This is a genomic window from Halorientalis sp. IM1011 (assembly GCF_001989615.1).
Classification (GTDB): domain Archaea; phylum Halobacteriota; class Halobacteria; order Halobacteriales; family Haloarculaceae; genus Halorientalis.
The window spans coordinates 3226110-3252413 of sequence record NZ_CP019067.1; the positions used below are offsets into that span (position 1 = coordinate 3226110).

Here is a 26304-nt window from a genome sequence, read left to right on the forward strand (position 1 = left end):
GACGCGCTCTTTTTGACTCCCGGCCGAGAAGACGCGTGTATGGGCAAGGTCAACATCGGGTTGCGCGGCTGGCGGTTCGACGAGGACGAGGTGTTCGACGAGGACGGCGATCTCAAGCCGCTCGGGACGATGGACCCCGAGACGCGCGACCGGATCGTCCGCCTCTCGACGATGATGGGAGAACCCTGCGACGCCTGCTACCTGATCCACGGCGAGGACGATATCCAGCAGTGCAACGTCGCCCGCATCGTCTACGGCGAACCCCTCGGGGAGGTGCTGCTCTGCCCCGAACACGAGGCCGACTTCCTCTACTGGTTCCGCGAGGACGGCGGCAAATCGTACGCCGGCGACACCGAACTGGAGGACGCCTTCCACGCCTGGTTCGACGACGGGGGGCGCGCTCCCGAGGGCTACGGCGGCGTGGACCACGTCGACACCGACGCCGACGACATCCCGGCCCCCGATCCCGTCGACGAGATGCCGACCCTCGAAGAGGAACTGGAGAAACTCGACGACGAGAAACTCGACGACCTGGGGGTCGACCTCAGCGATCTGGATCTCTGATGGTCTCCGTCGCCGTCGTCGACGCGACCGAACCGGGCAACGTCGGCACCATCGCCCGCTCGATGAAGAACTTCGGTCTCGACGAACTGCTGCTGGTGAACCCGCCCGAACTCGACCCCGAGGGCGAGGCCTACGGCTTCGCCGGCCAGGCCCGCGAGGACGTGCTTCCCGAGGCCCGCGAACTCACCTTCGACGAACTCGTCACCGAGTATCACACCGTCGGCACGACGGCGGTCACCAACGAGGACGCCACCAAACACGTTCGCTACCCGTTCCAGACACCGGCCGAACTGGCCGACGACCTCGCCGGGATCGAGGCCGAGACGGCCGTCGTCTTCGGCCGCGAACGCGTCGGACTCACCAACGACGAACTCGCCCGGATGGACCAGGTCTGTTCGATCCCCGCCAGCGACGACTACCCCGTCCTGAACCTGGGCCAGGCCGCGAACATCGTTCTCTACGAACTCCGGGACCTGACCGTCGACGAAACCCAACACCCCGACGAACGCCACGAGCGCGCGGATCAGCAGGCGGTCGAGGGCCTCAACGACCAGTTCGCAGAGTTTCTGAAAGACATCGGTCATCCCGAGGAGAAACGGTCGAAGGCAGCACGGCTCTGGCGGCGGTTCGTCGGCCGCGCCCACCCGACTGGTCGGGAAGCCCGCACTCTGCGTGGGATATTTCGGAAGGCGGGGCAGCGAATCGAGCGGGCCGAGAGCGACGGGCCCGACGAGGTCGAGTAGCTCAGGCCCGTTTCTGAATCTCCTCGCGCAGCACTTCGCTCACGAGGTCGCCGTCGGCCTGCCCGCGGAGCGCCCCCATACACTCGCCCATCAGGCCAGAGAACGCGCCCATTCCCTCTTCTTCGACCTGCTCGGCGTTGCGCTCGACGACCTCGACGACGGCCTCGCGAACCTCGTCCTCGCCGGCACTCCCGAGGTCCTCCTGCTCTGCGGCTTCGGCCGCGGTTAGGTCGGGATTCTCCGCCAGCGCCGTCAGCAGTTCGGGGACGCCCTCCTTGGCGATCTCGTCGTCGGCCAGTAGGTCGAACACGCCCCGAAAGTGGTGGTCGGTCAGGTTCTCGACGGGCACGTCGTCCCGGCGGAGTTCGGTCACGTCCGATTCGACCGTTCGAGCTGCGAGGTTCGGGTCGACACCCGTCGCGACGGCCTCCTCGAACAGCGCCCAGCGGCGGCCGTAGGCCACCTGCTCGGCCACGCCCTCGCCGAGGCCGTGCTCGTCCCGGTAGCGCTCGACTTTCTCGGTGAGCAACTCGGGCGTCTCGACCTCTCCGGGATCGGGTTCGACCGGCGGCACGTCCGTCTCGGGGTACATCCGGGCCGCGCCCGGGAGCGGACGGAGGTACCGGGAGGTACCGTCCTCGTTCGCGTCGCGAGTCTCCTCGGGGACGCCCTCCATCGCGGTCTCGGCGCGCTCGGCGACGGCGTCGATGGCCAGTTCGGCCGTCTCGGGGTCGTCCGCGACGATGGCCACCGCGTCCTCGGGATCGGCGTCGACGGCTTCCCGGAGCGCTTCGACCTCCTCGTCCGTGACGCCGTAGGCCGGGAGTTCGTCGGTGTGGAAGATGCCGCCCGCACCGTGGCGCTTGGCGTGATCGGAGAACTCCGTCCCGAGTCGACGGTCGGGCTGAATTTCGCGACCGACGAGGCCGTCGAAGCCCTCCAGCAAAACGGCCTGCACGACCCCACCGGAGTCGAGCGCGCCGCCGATGACCCCCGAATCGGTGTCCTCGAAGACTTCGGTCACGTCCTGAGGGTCGCCCACTGCGGCGTCCCGCTCCGCGAGTTCGTCGGCGATCTCGACGAGTTCGACCTGCCGGCGGACCTCGTTTCGGACGAGGTCGTCGATGTCGTCGAGGCTCTGGACGCCCTTCATCTCGATGCGCGCACCGTCCGCGATGGAGACGTTCACGTCCTGCCGGATGGTCCCCAGGCCGCGCTTGACCTGCCCCGTCGAGCGCAGTAACATTCCGATCCGTTTGGCGGCTTCCTTGGCCTGCTCGGGCGATCGAATGTCGGGTTTCGTGCCGATCTCGACCAGTGGAATCCCGAGTCGGTCGAGGCTGAAGCGGACTCCGTCGGCGGTCTCCTCGACGCGCTGGCAGGACTCCTCTTCCAGCAGCATGTCCTCGATGCCGACCGGCCCCTCGCTGGTCTCGATCCGCCCGTCGTTGGCCACCATCATCGACCGCTGGAACCCGGTGGTGTTGGAGCCGTCGACGACGATCTTCCGCATGACGTTGACCTGATCGACGACGTGCATGTCGAGAAGCTGGGCGATCTCCAGCGTCGTCGCGAGCGCTTCCTCGTCGACGCGGTGGGGTGGCTCGTCGTCCTCCTCGACCAGGCAGGTCGTGTCGTAGGCCAGGTACTCGAACTCGCGGTCGACCCGGCTCTCTTCGAGTGCGGCCTCGTCGATCTCGCCGAGTTCCGACTTCGTGGGGTGCAGATAGCGGGTGAACCGCCGCGTGGACTCCTCGGGTTCGCGGAGTTCCGTCGGGCACGCACAGAACAGCTTCGTCTCGGTGTCGAGTTGCTGGTGGATCTCCAGCCCGGCCACCAGCCCCAGTTCCTCGTAGTCGAAGGCGTCCGCGTCAGTCATTGCCCGAACCTGCGAGGCCGGCGGTCAAAAAACGCACCCTTCCGGTCAGCGTCCATCGCTCGCCATCACCCCCGTCACTGCCTCGACTCGCCGCTCGGATAAACCGCCTCGGAACCGACGAGACACGCACTTGCAGGCCGGTCGTGAACGAGGACCATGAGCGACACCGAGGACCTCGCGGAGCGTGTCGAACACGTACTGGAACTCCCGACGGACGAACTCACCGAGGAACTGCCGGCCGTCCTCGACGATATCGAAGGGCAGGTCGAAGTGCTGGCACTGCAGAACCCGCTACTCCTGGCCGACGTGATCGACCGCGTCGGCGACGTGGACGTGGCCGAGTTCGCCGAAGAGAACCCCGACACAGTCGACCAGTTTCAGGAACTCCAGTGGCAGGGCGTCGAACTGCTGGCCCAGTTCAGCCCCGACGTCCAGCAGTCCATCGAGCAGGACACCACCGTGAACTTCGAGGCGACCGACGCCCCGATGGCGAGCCACCTCGAACTCGATGCCGACGAGGGCTCGGTCTCGGGCGGCGCGGGACTGGCCGACGAACCGGACCTGGAGATCCGCGGGCCTGCCAACACGCTGACGGCGTTGACGACCGGCCAGCTCGACCCCGTCGCCGGCTACGAGGACGACCAGTTCGAGATGGAGGGCTCCGAGGCCACCGGCGATCAACTCGCGACGACGATGGGCAAACTCGCCGAGAAGCTGCCGGAGTAACAGGTTAGCTCCCGCACCCTTGCGTCTTCGTTCGGAGAGGTTGCGTTCGGAACTTTCCGCCCCGGGAGCGAAGCAGGTGTATGGACGACGTGAACGCGAACGCCGAGTCGCGTGCTGTGACCACCCGCTCGCTGCTGGGGGCAGGCGTGTTCGGGTTCGGCTTCAGCGGCCTGATCGACGTGCTCGTGTTACATCACGTCCTCCAGTGGCACCACCTCCTCTCGGGACTGTACCCGATGCACACACTCCCGGGCCTCCGGACGAATCTCAGAGCCGACGGGTTATTCTCCATCGGGATGGTGCTGATCGCGGGTGTGGGTGCGGGGCTCCTCTGGCGGGCCGAGCGACGGACTACCAACCCGCTCGCCGTCCGTCCGGTGGCCGGCGCGGCGCTGATCGGTCTCGGCGTCTTCGACGTGTACGACGCCGTCGTCGACCACGCGCTCCTGGGACTCCACCAGCCAGTCGGACCGGGCGGGACACCGCTGTCGCTCGGCGGTCCGTACAACCCCCACTGGATCGCGGTCAGCCTCCTCTTCGTCGCCGCCGGCTACTACGTCTACCGGACGGGGACACGGACCGAAGCCGGGGCCACCGAGGGGGACTGAGGCGTGCTCACACCCTGGGCCGTCTGGCCGGCGCACGTCGGCGGGGGGCCGCCGATCCCGCACTGGGTGGTGTTGCTGGCGGTCGTCCCGGCTCTCCTGCTGGCCGTCGGGGTCGCCGTCCTGCTGGTCGACCGTCTGCTGGTGCGGATGGAATGGACCGGATCGGACGAAAAGCGTCGGTGAGCGAGTCGATGCGTGTCCCGCGGAGCTTCGGCCCGGCTAGTCGTCCGCGCTGAGGATGCCGCGCTCGGTCATCTTCATCGGGTCGAGCACGTCGTCGACCTCGTCCTCGTCGAGGTAGCCCTCTTCGAGGACGACCTCGCGAATCGTCTTGCCGTCGGCGAGGGCCTTCTTCGCGACCTTGCTGGCCTTGTCGTAGCCGATGGCCGGGTTGAGCGCGGTCGCCAGCGCCATGCTCTGCTGGACGCGCTCCTCGCAGTGGTCGGCGTCGGCTTCCAGCTTGTGGACGAACTTCTCACCGAAGGTCTCGCTGGCGTTCGCGAGTAGTTTCGCGGACTGCAGGAAGTTGTGCGCGAGGACTGGCTTGTAGAGGTTGAGGTCGATCTGGCCCTCGGCTGCACCGGCCGAGACCGCGGCGTCGTTGCCGACGACCTGCTTGTGGACCTGATTGACCGCTTCGGCGACGACCGGGTTGATCTTCCCGGGCATGATCGAGCTCCCGGGCTGGTTCTCGGGCTGGTCGATCTCGCCGAGGCCGTTGCGCGGGCCCGACGCCAGCAGGCGCAGGTCGTTGGCGATCTTGTTGAGCGAGCCCGCGATGGTACGCAGCGCACCGTGGGCCTCGCTCATCGCGTCGTGGGCCGCCTGTGCCTCGAAGTGGTTGTCGGCCTCGCGGAACTCGAGGCCAGTCTCTTCGCTCATGTACTCCGCGGCGAGTTCGGGGAAGTCCGGATGCGTATTGAGACCGGTACCGACGGCGGTGCCGCCGAGCGCGAGTTCGCCGAGGTGGTGCCGGGTGTCCTCGGCACGGGTGATCCCCTTCTCGACCTGCGCGCGGTAGCCGCCGAACTCCTGGCCGAGCGTGACGGGCGTCGCGTCCTGCAGGTGCGTGCGGCCGGTCTTGACCACGTCCGCGAACTCCTCCTCTTTGGCTTCGAGTTCGTCCCGGAGGACCTCCAGCGCGGGGATCAGGTCCTTCTGGACCGCTTCGAGGGAGGCGACGTGCATCGCCGTCGGGATCACGTCGTTACTGGACTGGCCGAAGTTGACGTGATCGTTGGGGTGGATCTCGCGGGTACCGATCTCGCCGCCGTAGATCTCGGTGGCGCGGTTCGAGATGACCTCGTTGGCGTTCATGTTCGAGGAGGTGCCCGACCCGGTCTGGAACACGTCGACGGGGAACTGGTCGTCGTGGTCACCGGCGATGACCTCGTCCGCGGCCTCGACGATGCAGTCGGCCTTGTCCTCGGGGATCGTGCCGAGTTCCTTGTTGGCCTGGGCGGCGGCCTTTTTGACGATCCCCAGCGCGCGCACGAACCGGCGGCCGAAGGTCACGTCCGAGATGGGGAAGTTCTCCACGGCGCGCTGGGTCTGTGCGCCCCAGTAGGCGTCCGCGGGGACCTGCATCTCGCCGAGACTGTCCTGCTCCGTACGGTAGTCCTCGTCGGTCATGATCGTCCGAATCTCCGTCCGGAACGGTCCTAAAAGCACACGGTCCGGACCGAGGACTGCCCGTCAGTTCCCACCGTGGAGACTCGCCTGCAACCGCTCGCGGTTCAGATCGTAGAGATCCGCGGCCACCTCGGCGTCGATGTCGTAGGCAGTGGCGTCGGTTCGACCCAGCAGCGACGCCGTCGCGGTGTCGGCGGTCAGGTGGGCCAGATCCAGTCGGCGCTGGAAGACGGTCCGCCGGTGGATCACCGTCTGGAGACGGTAGTACGGGACGATTCGTGTTTTCTGGGTCCAGAAGCCGTCCCGGACGACGAAGTGGTCGTCACCGACGCAGTAGCCGCGGTGTTTCCACTTCAGGTGGGCGGCCGGCGGAACCACAGCCAGCAGGGCCAGCGGCGCGTACCAGAGGCCGAAGGCGGTCACGACTCGCGAGATCCCGAACGCGAGGGCTGTCAGGCCCAGCACGACCAGGGCGTACCGGACCGCGTAGCGTCGTCGGGCCCGTTTCGGCGGCCGCGTGAACGATAACTCGCCGAACGGTTCGAGTTCGCGGGCGAGCGCGAGCGTTTGCGTCCGATCGGCCAGCGGGATGGCCGACTGGGGGCCCTGATCGCTCTGGCCCGGACTGTACCCGGCCGTCTCGACGGTGAAGCCGGCGTAGCCCAGCAGGCGCATCGGGACGTTCTCGCGGATCGTCAGCGTCTGGATCTTGTCGGTCGGGATCGACCCGCTGTAGCGCTGGAGGAGTCCGCGCTCGTACACCAGATCGTCGCCCTGTCGGCCGAGCGTGAACCCGTAGTACTGCAGGAAGGTGACGACGGCGCTGACGGCCCACACCGTCACCGCACCGAACGCGACGGCGAGCAGCCCGACCAGGATCGCCAGATCCGGCGTTTCGGTGAGCGCGTCGACCGGTGCCTCGATCCCGGTGAGCTGTGCGAACACGCCGACGATCAGATCCTCGACGACGGGGAAGCCAAAGAACAGGAGGGCGATGGAGGCAAGCTGGAAGGAGGTAAGCGCGAGCACGAGCAGTTCGGCCGACCCGAGTTCGAACAGTTGCGTCTCGGGTTCGAGTTCGCGCTCCCGGGAGAGCCGGTCGGCGACCGCCTCGGGGTCGGCGTGGCGGGTCTCGGACGAGTCGGTGGTCCCGTCCCGGTCGACGGCGTCGGCTGATGCCTGGTCAGCCGACACCGTCTCCCCTGCGGTCGCGTCCGTCTCCGCCGCCTGGGCGCGAGCCCGTCGGTCGCGGATCTCTCGCTGGAGGCGGCGGGCCTCGTCGGCGGCGACGAAGTTCAGCGTCGCCTCCGTCTCGGAGCCGCCCGCGGTCTCGATCTTCACGACGGCGACGCCGACGATCCGGTGGAAGATGCTCTCGGTCACGTCGACGTTCTGGATGCGACGGTAGGGAATCTCCCGTTCCTGCCGGCCGATCACGCCCGAGTCCACGTCGAACGTGTCCGGCGTCAGTGCGTACTCGAAGCGGTAGTAGTAGGCGACGCCGTAGGCCACGCCGACCACGAACAGGAGGACGAACAGGCCGGCGATCAGGCCGAACGAGTCGGCCAGGCCCGGGACCGCGAACTGCGCCGCGCCGGTCAGAACGAAGGCCATCGACGCCGCGACGAGTCCCCGCTGGAGGCTCCGCGTGACGGCGCTCAGCGGGTGGAGTTTCATACGGCGTCCTCCGGTTCGCTCTCGATGGCCAGATCCCGGAGCCGGTTGCGCAGGTCTCGCGCTTCGTCGGGCGTCAGGCCCGGGATGGTCACGTCAGCGCCCCGCGAACCCGCGGTGTAGACGACGACCTGACCGAGGCCGAGCAGACGATCCAGGGGCCCGCGCTGGGTGTCGACGTGCTGGACCCGGACGTACGGCACCGCGGTCTCGACGTTCGTGAACACGCCGCGTTCGAGCTCCAGGGCGTCGTCGTCGAGCCGGTAGCCCCAGCTCCGGTAGAGCAACTGGACGTACACGATAGCGAGCACGAGCGAGACCACCGCGAAGCCCGGGCCGAGCAACGGGGAGAACCCGATGACGAACCGGTCGAGCGCGTAGACCCCGGCACTCAGGATCGCCACGACGACCAGCGCGACGATCCCCCACCGGACCCTGACGCGCGACTGGAGGGCATTCATACCCCGTCAGTCCGACGGCAGGCCCGAAAACGTTCCGGATGGCGACACGGATCGTCCGTCAGGTCCACCGATCCAGCCCGGTCTGCACTGTCGCGTCCGCGATCCGATCGAAGCCGCGCTCTACCTCGTCGGCCGCGACGCCCCACTCGTCGACGACGAACGCCCGGGCCGCATCGATGTCGGGTTCTATCTCGGCGTCGAAGCTCACGTCGTCGGCGACCGGCGGATCGAGGAAGAGGTCCCTGATGCGGTCGACGTTCTCGACGTACACGTCGCGGGCCTCGAAGACGCCCCAGATGTCGCCGTGCTCGCGGATCGTCTTCACCGCCGTCTTGGGCCCGATCCCGGTGACGCCCTCGTTGAAGTCCGTCCCGCAGAGGATGCCGGCGTCGACCAGTTGCTCCCACGTGAGGTCGTGTTCGGCGAGGGTGGCGTCCAGATCCATGCACTCCGGGTCCCCCTTCGAGGTGAGTTGCCGGAGCGTCAGCGGCGAGCCAAAGAGCAGGGCGTCGTAGTCCTCGGTGCCGGCGTAATCGACGGTCCCGGAGCGGGCCATCCGGGCGGCCTGGGCCTCACCCTCCGCCGGAGCGTCGACGACCGGGACGTCGAGGAGAGCGAGCAACTCGCGGGTCGTGTCGACGATGGTGTCGGTGAGCCGCTGGGTCCGGGAGTCGAGTTTGGCGACCTCCACGGAATCGCCCTCCTCGCGGGCTTCCTCCAGTTGCTCCTCGTACTTCTCGCGCTGTTCGCGGCGTTTCTCGACCTCCGCCTCCTTGAGGTCGGTGACGCCGCCGTCGAAGACGAACACGGGCGTCACGTCGTGTTCGAGGAACTTCGGCAGGCCCTGGACGACGCCGATCAGGTTGGCGACCTCCTCGCCGTCGGCGGTGGTGTAGGCCGAATCACGGGTGAACTTGACCGTCGTCGTCAGGTAGCGGTACAGCCAGTTGTGAGCGTCGACGGCCACGACCGACCCCGCGAGGTCGTCGTAGGACACGTCCTCGATGACCGCGAGATCGCGAAGGTCTGCGTTTCCCATTGCTCGTCCGTAGCGGCGGCCACCGCTTGAATCTCCCGACCACGCGGCGGTCAGTCGTCGTCTGCCCGGACCGTCCGGATCGTCGCCGGCGGATCCTGCCCGTCCCGCTCGCGCAGAAATTCGGCCTCCGCATCCGAGAGGTCCCGCTCGCGGTACACGTCGAGGCCGGTCTGGTAGGACTCGCGCGTACGCTCACCGGGTCGGACCATCACGAGTTCGGCGATGCCGGTCTCCTCGCCGGTGAAGGCGAAGCCGGCTTTCGACAGCGCCTCGAAGGCGAAGGGGTTGTTGACGGCTATTTTGACCCGTCCGTACCCCCGCTCGCGGGCACGCTCGGCGGCGAAGTGACACAGCTGGGGGCCGATCCCCTCTCCACGGTGGTCCTCGCGGACGGTGACGTAGCGCAGCCAGAGGGTGTCGGCGTCGGTGCGGTCCTCGTTGAACGCGACGGCGGCGACGATCTCGTCCGCGCGGGCGACCGCTTTGCCGGTCCCGGACATGACGAACTTCCCGGCGTAGCTGAACCGCCGGTAGTCCAGTCGGAAGGTCGGGCCGTCCGGGGGCCACCCCAGCAGGGCGTACTCCATCGTCGGATCGACGGGCCGCTGCCGCTTGTACTCTTCCCCCAGTGCTGAAGGGCCCGAACGTGGTAGCCGGGGTATGGCATCCGAGACCCGGAGTGGCGACGTGGGGATCTTCGACCGGATCGCCCGGCTGTACGACCTGAAGCCCGCGACCCGGCGGCGGAAGCTCGCGCCCGCGCTCTCGCTGGCCGAGCGGGATATCGAACGCGTCCTCGACGTGGGCGGCGGGACCGGGCAGGGCGTCCGGGCGCTCGACGTGCCCGACGGCGTCGTGGTCGACGCCGCACAGGGGATGCTCGCCCGGGCGCAGGACCGCGGCGTCGCAGGCGTCCGGGGGGACGCCGCACGGCTCCCCGTCGCCGACGAGTCGGTCGACGCCGTGTTGATCCTCGACGCTCTGCACCACATGGACCGGCCCGCGACGGTCGTCTCGGAGGCGGCCCGCGTGCTCCGACCCGGGGGCGTGCTGGTCTGTCTGGAGTTCGATCCCACCACGATCCGTGGCGGGGGGCTGGCCGTCGCCGAGCACGTCTTCGGGTTCGACTCGCAGTTTTTCGCCGCTGGGGATCTGGTGGCGATGATCCGGGGAGCCGGGCTGTCGTCGTCGATTCCACGCGACGGCTTCGAGTACACCGTCGCGGGCGTCAAAGAGTGATGAGTGGGGAATCGGGACACCCAAGTCCTGTCGGTCCCGACAGCCGGCTATGACTGCGCTCGACTGGGCCAGGGGTCGCGTCGACGCGTCGGCGGGGACGGCGCTGTTCCTGCTCGGCGACCTGCTGGCTATCGCGGTGTTCGTCCTCATGGGGGAGCTCAGCCACGGCTACGGGCTCGCGAACGCGGCCCGGATCGTCGGCACCTACGCCGAGTTCCTGCTCGGCTGGCTGATTGTGGCGATACCCGCGGGCGTCTACGCGACGGATTACCGGCGCGACCTGACGCGGTCGACGGCCCTGGTACTGGGCGCGTGGCTCGGCGCGGATATCGTCGCACAGGCCCTCCGTTCGACGGCGGTGTTTCCCGGGAACGCCGCGGTGACGTTCGCCATCGTCGCCTTCCTCGTCGGGGGCGTCCTGCTGGTGGTCTGGCGGTTGACGCTGGCGTTCGTCACGTCCCGGCAGGGGACGACGGCGCTCGCGTGACGAGGTAGGTGCCGAGACCGGCCGCGACCGTCGCCAGCCCCGCGAGGACGACGAACAGTTGCTGGGGGGCGAAGAAGGTCAACATGGTTCCCGCCAGCGTCGCGCCCAGCGCGCCGACACCGAACACGCCGAGGTAGGTGAACCCGTAGGAGAGTCCGCGACTCCCGGCCGGCGTGTACTCGGCGACGCTCGCCTGGTAGAACGGCTGGACGAAAAACAGGAAAAAGCCCAGCAGTGCCGAGGCGACCAGTAGCGCGGGGAGGCCGAGCGCCGCCGCCGGCAGGAAGAGCAGGGCGACGACGGCCAGCGCGGCGAAGCCGCCGAGGATGCCGAACTCGGGGCGGCCCCGATCCGTCAGTTTCCCGGCGACGAACTGCCCGCCGACCCCGACCATCAACAGGCCGACGTAGATGTACCGGCTGGGCTGGAGAGTCCGACCACCGAACTCGACCGGGGCGAGGGCGGCGATCTCCAGATTGTCCAGCAGTTCGGGCAGGAAGGTGAGGACGCCCCGGTAGTACAGGCCCGAACAGAGCGTGACGGCGAAGACGACGACGAACGCGCCCGCGAACAGGTGGCGCGACTGGGTGAGAAAGTCACCGAGCGAGTCGACACCTCCGCCGGCACGGCTGTCGCCGTCACCGGGACTCTCTCCGCTGCCGTCCGTGGCCGCGACGGCGGCGCGCTCGTCGATATCCGCCCGAAAGGCGTAGATCGCCGCGAATGCGGCGGGGAGCGCGAGGATGGCGACGACGACGCGCCAGTCGAACGCCAGCAGGAGGAGGATCGTCAGGAGTGGGCCGACGGCGATGCCGACGTTGCCGGCCATGCCGTGGTAGGCGAAGGCGCTCCCGCGCTGCTCGACGCCGCGGCTGATCAGCGAGAGACCCGAGGGGTGGTAGACGCTAGCGGCGATGCCCCAGACGGCCATCGCCAGGCCGATCACCGCCGGCGTCGGCGAGACGGCGAGCAACAGGAAGGATGCGCCCATACCGACCAGACAGGCCGTGATGAGCAGGCGGGCGTCGATCCGGTCGACGAGAACGCCGCTCGGGAGCGCGCCGAGGCCGAACAGCGCGAAGCCGACGGTGACGAGCGCGCCGACGGTCGCCTCGTTGACCGGGAACTGGGCGAGCCCCACGTCGATCACCGAGAACTCTGTGAGCCAGATGGGTATCAAAACCGGAATCGACAGCTCGTAGGTGTGGACCATCGCGTGCGCGACCGTCACGAGACCGACGATCGATCGGTCGTTACTGTTCACACTCCGCGTGTTCCACGTTGAACCGCTTCAACGCGTCGATTGCACGCAGTTGACCGGTCGACGGGGAACGCCGTCACTGCTGGTATCGAGAGAAACGGGAGTACGGCTGCCCACTCGAATCAGCACTTCTCGTCGACCGGGACCGATACGCTGGACTGGATCCAGGCCCGGTGGTTGTCCCGGTCGTAGATGACGAACTCGTCTTCGCCGATGTCGAGCTCGGCGCACTGTGGCTGCTGGGGGTCGACTGCTTCGTCGTCGGTGTCCGTGTTGTGGATGCTCATGTGTGAACTCGGCGGTCGTGGCCGCCTCTCCGCCTTATACCGAACTCTCCCGCCCGTCCACATAAGGACTTGCTCCGAATTATCACTCGATATAATACTATCTGGCCCAGAGCAGCCAATATATGCCACTATTCTCGCTAATAAAAACCACAATATCGCGCAGGTCCTGCGACGCGTCGCCATCGCTGGCAGTCGATACTGAACATGCCGTCAACTGCGAAACCGGACGGACGACGGAGTGTCAGTATCTATCCCTCTGCTGTCGGGCGGTTCGATCTTCATAAGTTATGCAGTGGTTTGATCTACATCACGAACAAAGTTTAGAGTAGATACTCGGTGCCTACAACAGATACTATCCAGTGGCTACGGGAAACACTTATTACCCTATTCGTCGTATATTCGCCCACGTTATGACGGGATACTACGACTACGTTCTGGCCCTCATTCCGGTGTCAGTGGCGGGAATCAGCGCTGTGCTTATCGGCGCGGGACTGTCCTTCACGGTCGCCGTTCCGATCGCGATGCTCGCCGCGATCGGGCTGATCGGGCACGCGATGTTCGTCAACGGGCCGGTCGACGAGGCGACGGCGCCGACGCAGACGGCCCCGCCGTCCCAGGACACGCCGCAGTACTCCGCCGACTGACCCGTCGGTTCTGCTCTATCCGCTCATTGCTTCTCACTGTTACTCGTATTCCGCGGCACTCGTCGTCCCTTCCAGCACACCTTTGAGTGACTCGCTCGAACGGGCGGGCATGACGACCAAAGAGGCGCTGTTCCTCCGGAGCGACGAACTGGCCGGGCTCGCCGACCCGGGCGAATACGTCGACGCCGTGCGGGACGGGTACCGCCAGCGCGGCGAGGGCGCACCGGCAGAACCGCGGACCAAACTCCCGAACGCCGACCCACCCGGCTTCTTCACCGGCTATCTAGCCATCCTGCCCGATACGGGTGCGATGGGGACCTACACCTACGGGGCCGGGTTCGGCGCGCAGGACGCTCACTTCATGCTCTCTCTGTTCGACGCCGAGAGCGGCGAGCCGCTGGCGCTCATGGACGGCGCGAGCATGAACCCGTTCAAGACCGGCGCGGCTGGCGCGGTCGGGATCGACGCACTGGCAAGAGAAGACGCCTCGACGCTGTCGATAATCGGTAGCGGCGCTCAGGCACGTGGCCAGTTGCGCGCCGCGACGACGGTCCGTAACTTCGACCGGATCGACGTGTACTCCCCGACCAAGGACCACCGGGAATCGTTCGCTGCGGAGATGAACGACGCGCTCGACCCGACCGTCGCCGCCGTCGCCTCCAGCGCGGCCGCCGTCGAGGGTGCGGACGTGGTGATCACGGCTACGAACGCCCCGGAACCCGTCTTCGACGGCGATCTGCTGGAAGACGGCACCCACGTCACCGCGATGGGTCAGTACGATCCCGACGTGCGCGAAGTCGACGCCGAGACCGTCTCGAAGGCAACGTACGTCCCGGACCTGCGCGCCCGCACCGAGACCGACGCCGGCGCGTTCATGCAGGCCCTCGAAGCGGGTGAGATCGGCGAGGACCACGTCCACGCGGAACTCGGCGAGGTCGTCGCCGGCGTCGAACCCGGCCGGACGAGCGACGACGAGATCACTCTCTTCGACAGCGGGGGGACGGCCATCGAGACCGTCGCCGCCGCACACATGCTCTACGAACGCGCCGTGGAGCGCGACCTCGGCGAATCCATCGAGTTCGCGCCGGCCAGTCAGGCACTCACCGGGAAGTGAGCGGCCGCACCGATCACCCGAACCGTCGGGCCAGTTCGTATGCAATCGTTGCCGGGAGCGAGACCCACAGGAGGACGAATCCGACGGTCTCGGGTGAGAGGTCACCGGGCGTCAGCGCCGCGTAGAACATGAGCCCACCGGCAGCGAGCACCATCACGACCGTGGAGACGTAGGTGGGATCGGTCCAGAAACTCGGGAACTCGCTGGCAGACATGGCCGGCGGTTCTGCCGGCGGGCGGAAAAAGCTAGAGGAAGCCGGCGACGCCGAGCGCCTCCAGCAGGGGGAGACCGCTCGCGAGCGCGCCGACGAGGTAGCCGCCGATGACGCCCCCGTTGAGCAACGGCAGACCCGCGTGAGCCCGCCCCTTCAGCACCATGCGCAACAGCACCGCGAGACCGACGAAGGTCCCGACCATCGCGGCCAGCGCCGTGAGCGGGACCACGAGGCCCAGCAGGCCGACGGTCGGCACCGACGACGGCGCGAAGAAAGCCGCGCTCGCCACGAGGACGGTCGGGATCACCGCGTCGCCCAGCCCGATAAAGAGCGCGTCCCGATCCATCGGGTCCGCTTCGGGGTCCTCGTCGACCGTCTCGGCCGACTCCATCTCGTCCGCGCTCGCCGGTTCGCCGCCGTTGGCCGATGCCTCGCCCTCGACTTCGCCCGTCGGATCGGGCGTCTCGGCGGACAGGAACGAGTACGAGAGGGTCAGCGGCACGACCAGCACGACGGGGACTTTGAGATCCATCACGCCGGAAGCCAGCGTCAGCATGTGCTCTGTGCCGTAGACGCTGATGGCGTCGTATATCGCCAGCACAGCCAGCAGGAGTATCGCCGGCAGCAGGCCGAAGCTGATCCCGAACAGCCCCGCCGCGCCGGCTCCCATGACGACACCGGAGGCGTCGATGACGTACCACTCGGGATACAGCAGGAGGGCCGCACCGAGTGCGAGCGCGGCCGCCACCGCGATCACGTTGAACTCCCCGTAGGTGACGACGTCCGGGACGACCACGCTGAACACGTACCACGAGAGGTAGACGCCGGCGAAGACGACGAACGCCCGGATGAGCTGGTCCACGTTCAGCTTGATCGCCAGCAACATGAGCCCGGTCGCGACCAGAATCGCCGCGACGTAGACGACGGTGTTCGTCGGATCGCTGGGATCCTCGACGGCCTGGTAGCCGGCCGCCTCGAACGGCTGGACCAGCGCCAGCGCCCCCAACTGCACGAGCAGAAAGATCACTCCGATGAATGCGCTCGCGACGAGCGCGCGCGTTCGCTGCTCCATACCGACCTCTCGCCCGTCTCCCGTTTCAGGATTGCGAAGGCGTTGTCGAACCTGGATCCTCACCCCGACGAGTCGGGTTCCAGCGGTGTACGGTCGAGGCCGACGGTGTCGTAGTCTTGCTCGGTCGAGAGGACACGTCCGTCGCCGGTCGTGACGAGGCCGGCGTGGAGTGCGTCGAACGGCGTGAGACCGTACTCGCCGGCCTCGCGGTCGTAGAACAACACCAGCACTTCGGCGTACACGGGTATCGATGTATGAACGTCGTCGCGCTCGTCAAGGGCCCGGATTGCGGCGTCCCGTAATCAGTCGTCGTCTTTCACCAGCGCGATGAGGAAGTCGGTTTCGACGTACACTGCTCACTCCTCGCCGTCGTGTGACTGGTCCCCCGCTTCCGCATCCGCCTCTCGGGACATAGCTTCTCGCGCTTGTCCTTTCAGCTCGTCGGCCTCCGTCTCAGCGAAGGCATCGCCGACGGCCGCTCGGAGGCCATCCAGCGGATCCTCGTCGACGGGGAAGAGCGCGACGTGGCTCGGGAGTTCGACGATACGATACTGCTCACCGAACCGCTCGCGTACGTCCTTCGGCAGATAGATCCGCCCCCGCTCGTCTGTCGACTTCGACATTGCGTATTCACCCGTTGTACGGAAAGAAGCAAAAGTATTCCCGCAATTGACGTATATTTCCCGTCTCTTTGCCCCAAACGGAACTCACCGCGCGTACAGCGCCGTCCCAAGTAGCGTCGGCAGTCGCACCCCCTCGTCCGCCGAGACGGCCACGTAGGGCTGGTCGACGGGACCGAAGACGTCCACGACGCGGCCGATCTCGTCCAGATTCTCGTCGACGACGGTCGTCCCGAAGTCGGGGTGGCCGTCGTCGGGCGAGCGGACGACGGCGAGTCCCTGCGCGGTTCGGACGACCTCGCCGACGCGTTGCATGCTCACGAGCGGATCACGTCGAGGTAGGCCGCGACCGCGCCCAGCAGGTCGCTCTTGCTCGCGTCGTCGGCGTCCTTGACGAGGACGCGCCCGCGCGGTTCGAACTCCCGGGAGTACTGTTTGTCCCGCTCGATCACGGCGTCGTAGCCGACCTGTTGGACCGCCTGTGCGATCTCGTCGACGGTCGGCTCCGGGACCGCCTGCTCCAGATTGACCCGTCGGCCCTCGGCGCGGGTCAACTCCGCGTCGAGAGCGGCGGGCCAGATGACGTTCTCCACCATACCCGATCCTCGCCGGGCCGTCGGTAAGGACTTTTCCGTCCAGGGTCGGCGTAGGCGGCCCAGTTCGCCCGCCGCGTCAGTCCCGCCGTATCGCGAGGAGCGCCGCTGCGATCACTGCTAGCACGGCGACAGCTGCGCCGAAGCCCGGGCCGTTCGCCGAGGTCGTGCCGGCCGCCGTCCGGTTCGGCGTCTCCACGCCGGTCTCGTTCACCGTCCGGTTGGCCTCGGCCAGCCCCTCGGGATGCCAGGTCTTGGCGAGCTGAGTCAGCGGAATCGCGACCCGCGGACCGGGCTGGTTGATGTAGCTGTAATCGAGGGCGATGGTCTGGTTGCGCTCGAACGCGGTCGTCTCGTTGTACGACGCGTCGGCCGAGAGTTCGTAATCGTCGGGGTAGACGATCCACTCGGGGTTCCGGTCGATCACCTCCTCGGCGCTGAGTTCCTTGTACCCCTCCAGCCCGGCCTCGGCGGCGACGTTCTCCCCGCCGGCGGTCTCGATCACGTCGTGAATGTGGGTTCCCGTACCGGTCGTGAAGCCGAAGAAGGTGTACAGCACCGACGGTCGATCCGTCGCGTTCGCGTGGGCCTGTCGGGCGCGCTCGACCGTGAGCCGGAACTCGTCGGCTTCCTCGCGTGCCGACTCACAGGAGCCGACCAGTCGGCCGACCGTCTCGATGTTCCGTGCGATCTCGTCGAGGGATTTCACGCCGGCGAAGTGATACACTGTCACGTCAGCCCGCCGGAGCGCCTCGACCGTCTCGGGATCGGTGACGTTCGCCGCGAGCACGAGGTCGGGGTTGGTCCCGACGACTTTCTCGACGGTCCCCTCGCCGCTCACGTCGGTTTTGCCCGACCGGCCGTCCAGGTACGACGTGTACTGGTTTACAGGCATTCCGACGACCCGATCCTGTGCGCCGATCTCCCAGAGGATCTGCGCGTCGCTGGGCTGAAGCGCGACGATATCCGTGTCCTCGGACCGGTCGACCGTGACCTCCGTCCCGGTCACGTCGGTCATCGTCACCTCGCCGGAGCAACGCTGTTGTGCAACCGATGCCGCCGAAACGGCGGACGCGTCGGCCGCTGAATCGACGCTCGTCGCGTCCCCGCCCGATGCCGATCCGCCAGCCGCCGCGCCGGTCGCCGCGAGCCCGCCGGCGACCAGCACGACCACCACGAGAACGATAGTTCGCGTGTTCATCTGCGTGGGGCTCGGTCGGTATCCAATAAGTATTTGCCTACTCCAATCCAGGTTGGATACTATGCACACGGGCGTCCGGACCGTCTGGTGGTCGGCCGGCCTGTCCGTCCTCCTCGCGGCGGTGATCCTCGGGAGCGCGACCGTCGGCCCGGTCGCCATCGACGCCGTCACCGTCGCGAAGGCCACGCTCAACGCCGTCGCCGTCCCCATTGGCGTCTCGATAGCTGTCGAGTCCGCCAGCGCGTTCGGCGCGTCGGTCCCCGTGCCGGTACCGGACGTGTCCTACTACTACCCGTTCTCGTTATCGGTCCCCGCGACGGCCGAAACCATCGTCCGTCGGGTTCGACTCCCCCGGATCGCACTGGCGGCCGTCGTCGGCTTCTCGCTGTCCTCTGCCGGCGCGGTCATGCAGGGCTTCTTCCGCAATCCGATGGCCGACCCGTCGATCATTGGCGTCTCCTCCGGCGCGGCCGTCGGTGCCGTCGCGACCATCGCCTTCCCGCTCGCGATCCCCTTCGGCCTCCAGACCGCGGCCTTCGCCGGAGCCCTCGCGGCCGCCTTCGGCGTCTACGCCATCGCCAGTGAGGGCGGTCGGACGCCGGTGGCCACCCTGCTTCTGGCAGGTGTCGCCGTCCAGACGCTGCTCGGCGCGGCCGTCTCCTACATGCTGTTGCAGGCCGGTCAGAGCCTCCGGGAAGCCGTCTACTGGCTGATGGGGCAACTCTCGGGTTCCTCGTGGGCCGAGGTCGAGGTGACCCTGCCGCTCTCCCTGCTCGCGTTCGCCGTCCTCTACGCCTACGCCCGGGATCTGAACGTCCTCCTGCTCGGAGAGGTCGACGCCCACACGCTCGGAATCGAGGTCGAGCGCACCAAGCGAATCCTGCTCGCGGTGTCGAGCGTCATCACGGCCGCTGCGGTGGCCGTCGCTGGCGTCATCGGCTTCGTCGGCCTGATCGTCCCCCACGTCATGCGCCTCCTCGTCGGCCCGGACCACCGCATCCTGCTCCCGACGAGCGCGCTGGCCGGCGCGGCGTTCCTCGTCGCCGCCGACACGTTCGCCCGCGCCGGTCCAGCGGAGGTCCCGGTCGGTATCGTCACCGCCGCGCTGGGCGCGCCCTTCTTCCTCTACCTGCTTCGCTCCCGGGAGGTGCACGCGCTGTGATCGACGTCTCCGATCTCACCGTCGCTCGCGGCGGCGTCACCGTCTTCGAGGACGTGTCGATCACCGTCGAGGAGGGGGAATTCGTCGCGCTCGTCGGTCCCAACGGTGCGGGCAAGACGACGCTCCTGCAGGCGATCAACGGCGTCCTCGATCCCGAGTCGGGGGGCGTCCGGATCGACGACTGCGCGATCACCGGGTGCTCGGCCCGGGAACTCGGCCGGCTGGTCGCGACCGTCCCGCAGGACACCCACGTCGGCTTCGACTTCTCCGTCGAGGACATCGTCGCGATGGGGCGCACGCCCTACCACACCCGCTTCGGCCGGTCCGACAGTGAGGCCGACCGCCGGGCGGTCCGGCGTGCCCTCGAACGGACCGCGACTGCCCAGTTCGCCGAGCGTCCCGTCGACGAGGTCAGCGGTGGCGAGCGCCAGCGCGTCCTGCTCGCACGCGCGCTCGCACAGGACACACCCGCACTCCTGCTCGACGAACCGACCGCCAGCCTCGACGTGAACCACCAGGTCGAGACGCTGTCGCTGGTGTCGGAACTCGCCGCCTCCGGCAAGGCCGCGCTAGCGGCGATCCACGACCTCGACCTCGCGGCACGCTTTTGCGACCGCCTCGTCCTGCTCGCGGACGGCCGCGTGCTGGCGAACGGCCCGCCCGCCGTCGTCCTCGACGCCGATCCCATCGGATCGGCCTTCGACGCCGACGCTGCCGTCGCGACCCATCCCACTACGGGCACCCCGTCGGTGACGGCCTTCGGGGACCGCCGGGACCGAGACCTGACCGTCCACGTCGTCGGGAGCGGCCGGGTCGCCGCACGCGTGATCGCCCGTCTCCACGACGCCGGCGCGACCGTCACCGTCGGCCCGCTCCCCGATGGCGACTTCGCCGTCGAGACGGCCCGCGCTCGGGACGTGGAGACAGTGACCGTTTCTCCCTTCGCCTCTCCGGACGGTGAGAGCCGCCAGCGGGCGACTGCGCTCCGCGACGCTGCCGACGTGACCGTCGCGGCCGATCCCCCAGCGGCCGACGGTATCGCGTCCCTGCTCGATGGCCAGTCTCCAGTCGTCACCGTCACGGGCGGTGGTGACGCGGAGGTGGGCGAGGAGGACGTTGAATCCGATACGGGGGGTCGCGACCGGCCCGACGGACGAACGGAGCGATCGGCGACGGTCACGACAGTTTCCGGCGTCGTCGGCGCTGTCGCGACGCTGGAGCGCGAACGGGAACTCCCCGCGGACGATTAACGACGGTCAGGAGAGATCGACGGTCAGCACCGGCATCGACGCGTCGGCGACGACCTTCTCTGCGGTGCTCCCGAGGATGTTCTGGGTGTAGTCGTCGCCCTGCGTACCCATCGTCACCACGTCGACGCCCTCCGCATCGGCGTAGGCGACGATCTCCTCGGCGGGCGTTCCGCGGCGGATGGCGGTGACCGTGTCCAGTCCCGCGGCTTCGAGTTCGTCCGCGACGGTCCCGACGGCGTCGGCCCCTTTCGATTGCAGATCTTCCAGCACGTCGGCCTTCATCTCGTCGTCGAGCGTCAGGAACGCCCGGTCGTCGACGACGAAGAGGACGTGGACGGTGGCGTCGTCGGGTGCGATGTCGGTCGTGCGGTCGAGGACGGCGTCGAACCCCTCGCCGCCGTCGGTCGGGACCAGAATGTCGTCGTACATACGTGATCGTCACCCCGCGGCGTACACACGCCTTTCGGTCTCGCGCTGGGTCGCCAGGGACAGTTTCACGGTGAGAAACTCCGCCCCGCCTTATACCTTCCCCACGGCGGTGGGCCCGGTATGGGATTCGAGATCAACGGCCCGTCGAGCACCATCGGGGTCGTCCTCCTGTTGGTCGGCGGCCTCGCGATCGTCGGATATGGAGGGTACAGCTACGTCACACAGACCTCGGCGGTGGACTCCGCGGTCGAGGTGAACGCGACCGTCACGTCGACCGGCGTCGAAGAGGTCAGCCAGCGTCGCGGCGTCGAGTACACGCCGAGTGCGACGTTCGAGTATACCTACGAGGGCCAGTCCTACAACGCATCGAACGTGTATCCCGGCCCGCTGACCCGGGAATTCGGGACCAAGGAGACCGCTCGGGAACAGCTAGACGGATACGAACAGGGCGACACGGTGACTGCCTACGTGCCGCCGGACAGGCCCGGGAGCGCCTTCCTCCTACGCGAGCGCAGTAACAAGCCCTTCATCGTGATCGGTATCGGCGTCCTGCTGTCGCTGGGTGGGCTGTACTCGGTCCGAAATCTCTGAGCAGCGGTCCGCAGGAGCACAGCGTGCATCCTGCGGCACGACCGACACTGACACAATCACGGCGTGCGAGCCAGTGGCTATGACGGCCGAAGACCCAGCGGACGCCGACCGTCGCCTCGTCGAGGGGTGGCAGGGCCGGTTCTACGAGGATTTCACGGTCGGCGACGTGTACAAACACCCCTACGGTCGGACCGTCACGGAGACCGACAACGTCTGGTTCACCAACCTGACGATGAACACGAACCCGATGCACTTCAACGAGGCCTACGCCGCCGAGACGGAGTTCGGCGAGCGCCTCGTCGACGGCACCTTCGTCATCGCGCTGGCCGTGGGCATGAGCGTCGCCGACGTGTCGGCCAACGCCACGGCCAATCTGGGCTACGACGACATCCGACACCACGCCCCCGTCTTCCACGGCGACACGCTGTTCGCCGAGAGCGAAGTCATCGAGAAGCGCGACTCCGAATCGCGGGACCACGTCGGCATCGTCACGACCGAACTCAGAGCCTACAACCAGGACGACGAACTCGTCCTCTCGCTGGAGCGGACGCCGATGGTCCTGAAACGCGAGGCCGCCGAGCCCTCCGCTGCACAGCCGACGGGCTGGCCCGAGGGCGTCGGCACGCAACCGGAGGATCTGGAGTGACGGGACCGCCACGGCTCGACGGCGACGTGCCGATCAACTGACTCCTGAAACCGACTGGTTAGTGGATCGAGAGCGGGCTGGTCCCGGCTTAGGGGAGCGGCGTCGCCAGATTCCCGTAAGCCGGGCCTAGACCGTCCCGGAGCGTGAAAGGACGAAGGGCGGTTACTCGGCGAGGGTGAACGGGACGTATGTTCGACACCGACCGGGACGGCACCGGTCTCGGGACGGCTGGCACGGTACTGCTCGTTGTCGCGGTCCTGCTCGTGATCGGGGTGTCCGTCGTCGTGGCAGGGTTCACGACCGATCTGCTCGGTGTCCCCGAGGTCACGGCGGTCGACAACGAGTTCGCCGGCGTCACCGAGTCGATCACGGTCGTCGACTCGGGCGTGACCGTCCGCAACCCCAACCCCGTCACCGTCGCGGTCGATTCGGTCGACCTGCGCCACACCGTCTTCGCGAACGGCGTCCGGATGGGGTGGGGATCGCGGGAGGCGGTGTCGCTCCCCGTAGGCAACTCCACGGTCGAGATCGGGACGGACCTCCGGAACGACCGGTTCACCGACTGGTGGATGCGGCACGTAGAGCGGGGCGAGCGGACCAACTTGACAGTCGTCGCAAGCGTCACCTCGGCCACGTTCGACACCCTGTACTCCCGTACGGTCCTCACCAGAACGGTTCGAACCGACGCGCTCGCCGCCGTCGAGACCGATCGTCGGATCCCCGTCGAAGCCGACACCGCGCTGGTCTCGGGACCGGTCCTGTACGTCGAGCGGACCCGGGCGCGATGGGCGTCGGTCTCACAGAATCGCACGGTCGTCGCGGTGAACGCCACCCTCTCCAATCCGACGGCGTTCGAGATCCCCCTACAGTCCGTCGGCTTCGACGTGGCGATGAACGACGTCGCGATCGCGAACGGGTCGACGGTCGACGCCACCACGATTCCCGCGGGGTCGACCGCCAACCTGACCGTCCGGGTCGTCGTGGACAACGGCAAACTCGACGCGTGGTGGCCCACCCACCTCGAACGAAATCAGACGACGCGAGTCCGGATCGATCCAAGGGTACGGGTCGACCTCTCCCGGTACGGTCGCGGCACGAGGACGGTCACTCCAGCGCCGATCAATCGAACCGTCGAGACGGATTTCTTCGCGGACGAGGGAACGTTCGGCGCGGTCTGATGGTCACTCCAGCGCGGCTTCCAGTCGCTCGATCAACTCGGTGTTGCCGACGTGGACCGGCACGCGCTGGTGGAGTTCGTCGGGCTCGACCGAAAGCAGGGATCGCTCGCCGTCCGAGGACCGCCCGCCGGCGCACTCGACGACGTAGCCGATAGGGTTGCCCTCGAACTGCAGGCGGAGTTTGCCGTTCTCGGCCGATTCGAGGGCAGGATACGCGAAGATGCCGCCGTACTCCATGACCTGACTCACGTCGCCGATCATCGCACCGCCGTAGCGGAGTTTCAGTTCGTCCTCGATCTCGCGGACGAACGCCTCGAAGTCCGCCGGCCAGTCCGGGACGCGACCGCCGAACCCGTAGACGACGGGATCGGTCGGGATCGTCACGTCCTCGTCGACGACGCGGCGTTCGACATCGCCGTCGTCCTCGACGATCACGGACTCGGTCACCGTTTCGTCGCGGGCCCACACGAGCGTCGTGATCGGGCCGTAGAGGACGTAGCCCGCGCCGACGAGCGCACTCCCGGGGGCCGGCAGCGGTTCGTCGTACACCGCGACGATCGTCCCCATCACGTTGTTGGACTTCAGGTTCGAGGAGCCGTCGAGCGGGTCACAGGCGACGTGGAGGTCACCCTCGGACCCGTCACTCCCGACGACCCCCTCGCGTTCCTCGCTGGCGTAGCTTGCGACGCCGTCGATGGCGAGCAGGCGCTCTTCGAGCATCTCGTCGGCGTGCCGGTCGGCCGCGAGCATCTGTTCGCCGGAGGGGTTCTCGCTGGTCTCGTACTCCCGGCGACCGGGCAGGCTCGACCGAATCTCCGGGGCCGTCTCGGCCACTGTGTCGACGATCTCCGAAACCGGGTCGCTCATCTATTCGGCTTCGGGGGCCGCGCCCTCGGCGGCGGCCAGGGCCTCCTCGACTGAGGACTCCTCGAAGATCACCTTCTCCAGCGCGTCGAGGATGCGCTCGGGGTTCTCCCGCTGGAAGACGTTCCGACCCACGGCGAGACCGGCGCCACCCGCGTCGATCACGCTCTTGACGTTCGAGAGGAACTCCTCGTCGGAGCGCTTCGAGCCACCGGACATGACGACCTTCGTCTTGCCGGCCATCCGGACTGTTTCCTCCATCGCGTCCTGACTGCCGGGGTATTTGACCTTGGCCACGTCCGCGCCGAGTTCGAGGCCGAGCCGGGCCGAGTACGCGATGCTCTCGGGGGTCTTGGCGTTCCGGAGGCCCTGGCCGCGTGGGTAGGACCACATGACGACCGGCATGTCGTACTCCTGGTGGGCCCGCTCCTGGGCGTCGCGGAACTCCTCGACCATCTCGATCTCGTGGTTCGAACCGCCGTAGACGGTGAATCCGATCGAGTCGGCACCGATCTCGTGGGCGTAGTCGACCGACCAGTTGACGGCCGAGTTGGGCTCGCCGCGCCAGAGGTTCGACGTGCCGTTGAGTTTGGCCAGCAGGTCCACGTCGTCCTCGTAGGAGGGATAGTACGCTTCAGCGACGCCCTTCTGGACCGCAAGCGAAGTCACGGCGTCGTGGGTTGCCACGTCGAAGACGTGGGCGGGGTCCGCGCTCTCCGGTACGTCCTCGAAGTCGACCGGGCCGTGCTCCAGGCCGTGGTCGTACGCCAGGATCAGCACCTTCCCGTCCCGGGTCAGGGGGCTGTCGTCGATAGGAATCATCTCACCTATTCCTGCCCCACGTTCGCTAATTAACTTGTTGGAGACGCCCGCGGCCAGGTTCACTCCTATCCGAGTGAATCGGCAGACCTCTCTGAGATTGGACCAGTCACATCGGTTACCGGCGACGCTACACTTACCCACGCCGGCGACGCAGTGAGGGTCATGCGTGGACTCGACGAGATCGAGACATGGGGCGTCGTCGGCGCGGGAACGATGGGCCACGGCATCGCACAGGCAGCGGCTACCAGCGGCTACGACGTGGTGATGCGCGACGTGGAGGAAGAACTCGTAGAGGAGGGACTCCAGGGCATCGAGTCCAGCCTCTCGCGGTTCGAGGAGAAGGACAAATTCTCGAGCGAGGAGGCCACCGCCGCCCGCGAGCGGGTCACCGGCACGACCGACCTCGCGGACCTCGCCGACTGCGATTTCGTCGTCGAGGCCATCGTCGAGAACATGGACGTCAAACGGGACGTGTTCGCGGATCTGGACGAGACGGTTCCCGAGGACGTGGTCCTCGCCACGAACACCAGCACGCTCTCGATTACGTCCATCGCGAGCGCGACCGAGCGTGCCGACCGGATCGTCGGCCTGCACTTCATGAACCCCGTCCCCCTGATGGAGGGCGTCGAGGTCGTCGTCGGGGAGCGAACGGCCGAGGAGACCGTCCAGCTGGCCCACGACCTCGCGGAGGACGTGGGTAAGACCACCTGGGAGTCCGACGACAAGCCCGGCTTCGTCACGAACCGCGTCCTGATGCCCTGGATCGCCGAGGGCATCCGGGCCTTCGACGAGGGCGTCGCCTCCAAGGCCGACATGGACAGGGGCATGAAACTCGGCACGAACGTCCCGATGGGACCGCTCGAACTCGCCGACCACATCGGGCTCGACATCTGTCTGGACGCGATGGAGACGCTCCACGAGGAACTCGGCGACCGCTACCAGCCCCCCTACCTACTCAAGCGGAAGGTCGAGGCCGGCGACCTCGGGAAGAAGTCCGGCAAGGGGTTCTACGAGTACGGGGAGTAAGTCGCCGCGAACCGGTTCGAGTCCGAGTGTTCACGTGGCGGCCCAAAGCTCTTGACTGGTTGACTCGAACATCCGGTATGTCGCTCACCTACTGGGGCGCGGGTCACATCGCGCTGGTCGGCCTCGTCTGTCTCGCGTCCGTCCTCTACATCGACCGCCCGCTGGTCGGAGCCATCGTCGGCCTGCTCGGTGCGTCGGCGCTCCTGCACGCAGCGTACATGATTCGCAACGAACGGCGAGGAGAGGACACGCAGGTCGGCTTCTAACACGTCTCTCGA

34 protein-coding genes are annotated in these 26304 nt (G+C 67.5%); 16 read left to right on the forward strand and 18 right to left on the reverse strand.

Translation table 11 applies throughout. The features are described 5' to 3' along the window. The first annotated feature begins 39 nt into the window (after positions 1 to 39). Together BV210_RS16735 and BV210_RS16740 are read left to right on the forward strand one after the other, a co-directional pair. Positions 40 to 564, forward strand: coding sequence for a hypothetical protein (locus BV210_RS16735; RefSeq protein WP_077207758.1), 525 nt, complete (start codon positions 40 to 42; stop codon positions 562 to 564). Further along, positions 564 to 1307: an RNA methyltransferase gene (locus BV210_RS16740; protein ID WP_077207759.1), complete on the forward strand. Its 744-nt coding sequence runs from the start codon at positions 564 to 566 to the stop codon at positions 1305 to 1307. The genes BV210_RS16735 and BV210_RS16740 overlap by 1 nt, the downstream gene beginning before the upstream one ends. Position 1308: 1 nt before the next feature. On the opposite strand, the gene gatE is transcribed toward BV210_RS16740, so the two are convergent. Beyond that, positions 1309 to 3186 carry a Glu-tRNA(Gln) amidotransferase subunit GatE gene (gene gatE / locus BV210_RS16745; RefSeq protein WP_077207760.1) on the reverse strand — a complete coding sequence of 626 codons (1878 nt, stop codon included), beginning with the start codon at positions 3184 to 3186 and terminating at the stop codon, positions 1309 to 1311. Between the two features lie 156 nt (positions 3187 to 3342). Here gatE and BV210_RS16750 point away from each other — a divergent pair, with 156 nt between their 5' ends. From BV210_RS16750 to BV210_RS16760, 3 genes are all read left to right on the forward strand, one after another. Next, positions 3343 to 3912 (forward strand): SCP2 sterol-binding domain-containing protein, encoded by a 570-nt coding sequence (locus BV210_RS16750; RefSeq protein ID WP_077207761.1) that lies wholly within the window; start codon positions 3343 to 3345, stop codon positions 3910 to 3912. A gap of 80 nt (positions 3913 to 3992) precedes the next feature. After that, a complete protein-coding gene (locus tag BV210_RS16755) occupies positions 3993 to 4520 on the forward strand; it encodes a DUF2243 domain-containing protein (protein WP_077207762.1) in 528 nt (175 codons plus the stop codon). 3 nt (positions 4521 to 4523) lie between these two features. Continuing rightward, positions 4524 to 4703, forward strand: a complete 180-nt coding sequence (locus BV210_RS16760) for a hypothetical protein (RefSeq protein ID WP_077207763.1) — start codon at positions 4524 to 4526, stop codon at positions 4701 to 4703. 36 nt (positions 4704 to 4739) lie between these two features. Here the strand turns inward: BV210_RS16760 and BV210_RS16765 are convergent, their stop codons facing one another. The 5 genes from BV210_RS16765 to BV210_RS16785 all read right to left on the reverse strand — a co-directional run bounded on the left by BV210_RS16765 (position 4740) and on the right by BV210_RS16785 (position 9913). Next, entirely contained in the window at positions 4740 to 6152 is a 1413-nt protein-coding gene (locus BV210_RS16765) for a class II fumarate hydratase (RefSeq protein WP_077207764.1), read from the reverse strand. Positions 6153 to 6215: 63 nt separating this feature from the next. Next, complete coding sequence (locus BV210_RS16770) at positions 6216 to 7829, reverse strand: PH domain-containing protein (RefSeq protein ID WP_077207765.1); 1614 nt, start codon at positions 7827 to 7829, stop codon at positions 6216 to 6218. Then, entirely contained in the window at positions 7826 to 8287 is a 462-nt protein-coding gene (locus BV210_RS16775; protein ID WP_077207766.1) for a PH domain-containing protein, read from the reverse strand. Before BV210_RS16775 ends, BV210_RS16770 begins: the two co-directional genes overlap by 4 nt. A 58-nt stretch (positions 8288 to 8345) precedes the next feature. Further along, positions 8346 to 9326: a flap endonuclease-1 gene (fen, locus tag BV210_RS16780; RefSeq protein ID WP_077207767.1), complete on the reverse strand. Its 981-nt coding sequence runs from the start codon at positions 9324 to 9326 to the stop codon at positions 8346 to 8348. 50 nt (positions 9327 to 9376) lie between these two features. After that, positions 9377 to 9913, reverse strand: coding sequence for a GNAT family N-acetyltransferase (locus tag BV210_RS16785; RefSeq protein WP_077207768.1), 537 nt, complete (start codon positions 9911 to 9913; stop codon positions 9377 to 9379). Between the two features lie 73 nt (positions 9914 to 9986). On the opposite strand from BV210_RS16785, the gene BV210_RS16790 reads away from it, so the two are divergent. Both BV210_RS16790 and BV210_RS16795 read left to right on the forward strand, forming a co-directional pair. Then, the gene (locus tag BV210_RS16790; protein ID WP_077207769.1) at positions 9987 to 10565 is read left to right on the forward strand and encodes a class I SAM-dependent methyltransferase; all 579 of its coding nucleotides are present in this window, start codon (positions 9987 to 9989) and stop codon (positions 10563 to 10565) included. A gap of 49 nt (positions 10566 to 10614) precedes the next feature. Then, positions 10615 to 11052, forward strand: a complete 438-nt coding sequence (locus BV210_RS16795) for a DUF3054 domain-containing protein (RefSeq protein ID WP_077207770.1) — start codon at positions 10615 to 10617, stop codon at positions 11050 to 11052. Here BV210_RS16795 and BV210_RS16800 read toward each other — a convergent pair. Together BV210_RS16800 and BV210_RS20350 are read right to left on the reverse strand one after the other, a co-directional pair. After that, a complete protein-coding gene (locus tag BV210_RS16800; protein ID WP_084802708.1) occupies positions 11018 to 12265 on the reverse strand; it encodes an MFS transporter in 1248 nt (415 codons plus the stop codon). The genes BV210_RS16795 and BV210_RS16800 overlap by 35 nt on opposite strands. Positions 12266 to 12435: 170 nt before the next feature. Next, positions 12436 to 12600 (reverse strand): hypothetical protein, encoded by a 165-nt coding sequence (locus tag BV210_RS20350; protein WP_172824915.1) that lies wholly within the window; start codon positions 12598 to 12600, stop codon positions 12436 to 12438. A gap of 410 nt (positions 12601 to 13010) precedes the next feature. Between BV210_RS20350 and BV210_RS16805 the strand changes: the two genes are divergently transcribed. Together BV210_RS16805 and BV210_RS16810 are read left to right on the forward strand one after the other, a co-directional pair. Continuing rightward, positions 13011 to 13244 carry a hypothetical protein gene (locus BV210_RS16805; protein ID WP_077207772.1) on the forward strand — a complete coding sequence of 78 codons (234 nt, stop codon included), beginning with the start codon at positions 13011 to 13013 and terminating at the stop codon, positions 13242 to 13244. A 109-nt stretch (positions 13245 to 13353) separates the two neighbouring features. Beyond that, positions 13354 to 14358, forward strand: a complete 1005-nt coding sequence (locus tag BV210_RS16810) for an ornithine cyclodeaminase family protein (protein ID WP_077207773.1) — start codon at positions 13354 to 13356, stop codon at positions 14356 to 14358. Between the two features lie 13 nt (positions 14359 to 14371). On the opposite strand, the gene BV210_RS16815 is transcribed toward BV210_RS16810, so the two are convergent. From BV210_RS16815 to BV210_RS16845, 7 genes are all read right to left on the reverse strand, one after another. Further along, positions 14372 to 14572 (reverse strand): hypothetical protein, encoded by a 201-nt coding sequence (locus BV210_RS16815; protein ID WP_077207774.1) that lies wholly within the window; start codon positions 14570 to 14572, stop codon positions 14372 to 14374. 31 nt (positions 14573 to 14603) lie between these two features. Further along, a complete protein-coding gene (locus tag BV210_RS16820; protein WP_077207775.1) occupies positions 14604 to 15644 on the reverse strand; it encodes a presenilin family intramembrane aspartyl protease PSH in 1041 nt (346 codons plus the stop codon). Between the two features lie 59 nt (positions 15645 to 15703). Then, positions 15704 to 15931 carry a hypothetical protein gene (locus BV210_RS20655; RefSeq protein WP_371340829.1) on the reverse strand — a complete coding sequence of 76 codons (228 nt, stop codon included), beginning with the start codon at positions 15929 to 15931 and terminating at the stop codon, positions 15704 to 15706. A gap of 69 nt (positions 15932 to 16000) precedes the next feature. Further along, the gene (locus BV210_RS16830) at positions 16001 to 16267 is read right to left on the reverse strand and encodes a hypothetical protein (protein WP_077207776.1); all 267 of its coding nucleotides are present in this window, start codon (positions 16265 to 16267) and stop codon (positions 16001 to 16003) included. Between the two features lie 84 nt (positions 16268 to 16351). Next, the gene (locus BV210_RS16835; protein ID WP_077207777.1) at positions 16352 to 16579 is read right to left on the reverse strand and encodes an H/ACA ribonucleoprotein complex subunit GAR1; all 228 of its coding nucleotides are present in this window, start codon (positions 16577 to 16579) and stop codon (positions 16352 to 16354) included. A 2-nt stretch (positions 16580 to 16581) separates the two neighbouring features. Next, the gene (srp19, locus tag BV210_RS16840) at positions 16582 to 16860 is read right to left on the reverse strand and encodes a signal recognition particle subunit SRP19 (RefSeq protein WP_077207778.1); all 279 of its coding nucleotides are present in this window, start codon (positions 16858 to 16860) and stop codon (positions 16582 to 16584) included. 76 nt (positions 16861 to 16936) lie between these two features. Continuing rightward, a complete protein-coding gene (locus BV210_RS16845; protein WP_077207779.1) occupies positions 16937 to 18058 on the reverse strand; it encodes a PGF-CTERM-anchored ABC transporter substrate-binding protein in 1122 nt (373 codons plus the stop codon). Positions 18059 to 18119: 61 nt separating this feature from the next. On the opposite strand from BV210_RS16845, the gene btuC reads away from it, so the two are divergent. After that, positions 18120 to 19220, forward strand: coding sequence for a vitamin B12 ABC transporter permease BtuC (gene btuC, locus BV210_RS16850; protein ID WP_077207780.1), 1101 nt, complete (start codon positions 18120 to 18122; stop codon positions 19218 to 19220). Next, positions 19217 to 20470 (forward strand): ATP-binding cassette domain-containing protein, encoded by a 1254-nt coding sequence (locus tag BV210_RS16855; protein WP_077207781.1) that lies wholly within the window; start codon positions 19217 to 19219, stop codon positions 20468 to 20470. The genes btuC and BV210_RS16855 overlap by 4 nt, the downstream gene beginning before the upstream one ends. A gap of 6 nt (positions 20471 to 20476) precedes the next feature. Here the strand turns inward: BV210_RS16855 and BV210_RS16860 are convergent, their stop codons facing one another. After that, positions 20477 to 20899, reverse strand: coding sequence for a universal stress protein (locus BV210_RS16860; RefSeq protein ID WP_077207782.1), 423 nt, complete (start codon positions 20897 to 20899; stop codon positions 20477 to 20479). Positions 20900 to 21019: 120 nt separating this feature from the next. Here BV210_RS16860 and BV210_RS16865 point away from each other — a divergent pair, with 120 nt between their 5' ends. The 3 genes from BV210_RS16865 (at position 21020) to BV210_RS16875 (ending at position 23314) form a co-directional block, all read left to right on the forward strand. Beyond that, positions 21020 to 21490, forward strand: coding sequence for a DUF3592 domain-containing protein (locus BV210_RS16865; protein ID WP_077207783.1), 471 nt, complete (start codon positions 21020 to 21022; stop codon positions 21488 to 21490). A 79-nt stretch (positions 21491 to 21569) separates the two neighbouring features. Further along, positions 21570 to 22136 (forward strand): MaoC family dehydratase, encoded by a 567-nt coding sequence (locus BV210_RS16870; RefSeq protein ID WP_077207784.1) that lies wholly within the window; start codon positions 21570 to 21572, stop codon positions 22134 to 22136. Between the two features lie 188 nt (positions 22137 to 22324). Next, positions 22325 to 23314: an LEA type 2 family protein gene (locus BV210_RS16875; RefSeq protein WP_077207785.1), complete on the forward strand. Its 990-nt coding sequence runs from the start codon at positions 22325 to 22327 to the stop codon at positions 23312 to 23314. Positions 23315 to 23317: 3 nt separating this feature from the next. On the opposite strand, the gene BV210_RS16880 is transcribed toward BV210_RS16875, so the two are convergent. Next, positions 23318 to 24181, reverse strand: a complete 864-nt coding sequence (locus BV210_RS16880) for a class 1 fructose-bisphosphatase (protein WP_077207786.1) — start codon at positions 24179 to 24181, stop codon at positions 23318 to 23320. After that, entirely contained in the window at positions 24182 to 25000 is an 819-nt protein-coding gene (locus tag BV210_RS16885) for a class I fructose-bisphosphate aldolase (protein ID WP_077207787.1), read from the reverse strand. A gap of 162 nt (positions 25001 to 25162) precedes the next feature. Between BV210_RS16885 and BV210_RS16890 the strand changes: the two genes are divergently transcribed. Then, on the forward strand, positions 25163 to 26026 hold the full coding sequence (locus BV210_RS16890; protein ID WP_077207788.1) for a 3-hydroxyacyl-CoA dehydrogenase family protein: 864 nt from the start codon (positions 25163 to 25165) through the stop codon (positions 26024 to 26026). 77 nt (positions 26027 to 26103) lie between these two features. Further along, positions 26104 to 26292, forward strand: coding sequence for a hypothetical protein (locus BV210_RS16895; protein ID WP_077207789.1), 189 nt, complete (start codon positions 26104 to 26106; stop codon positions 26290 to 26292). Positions 26293 to 26304 lie beyond the last annotated feature (12 nt).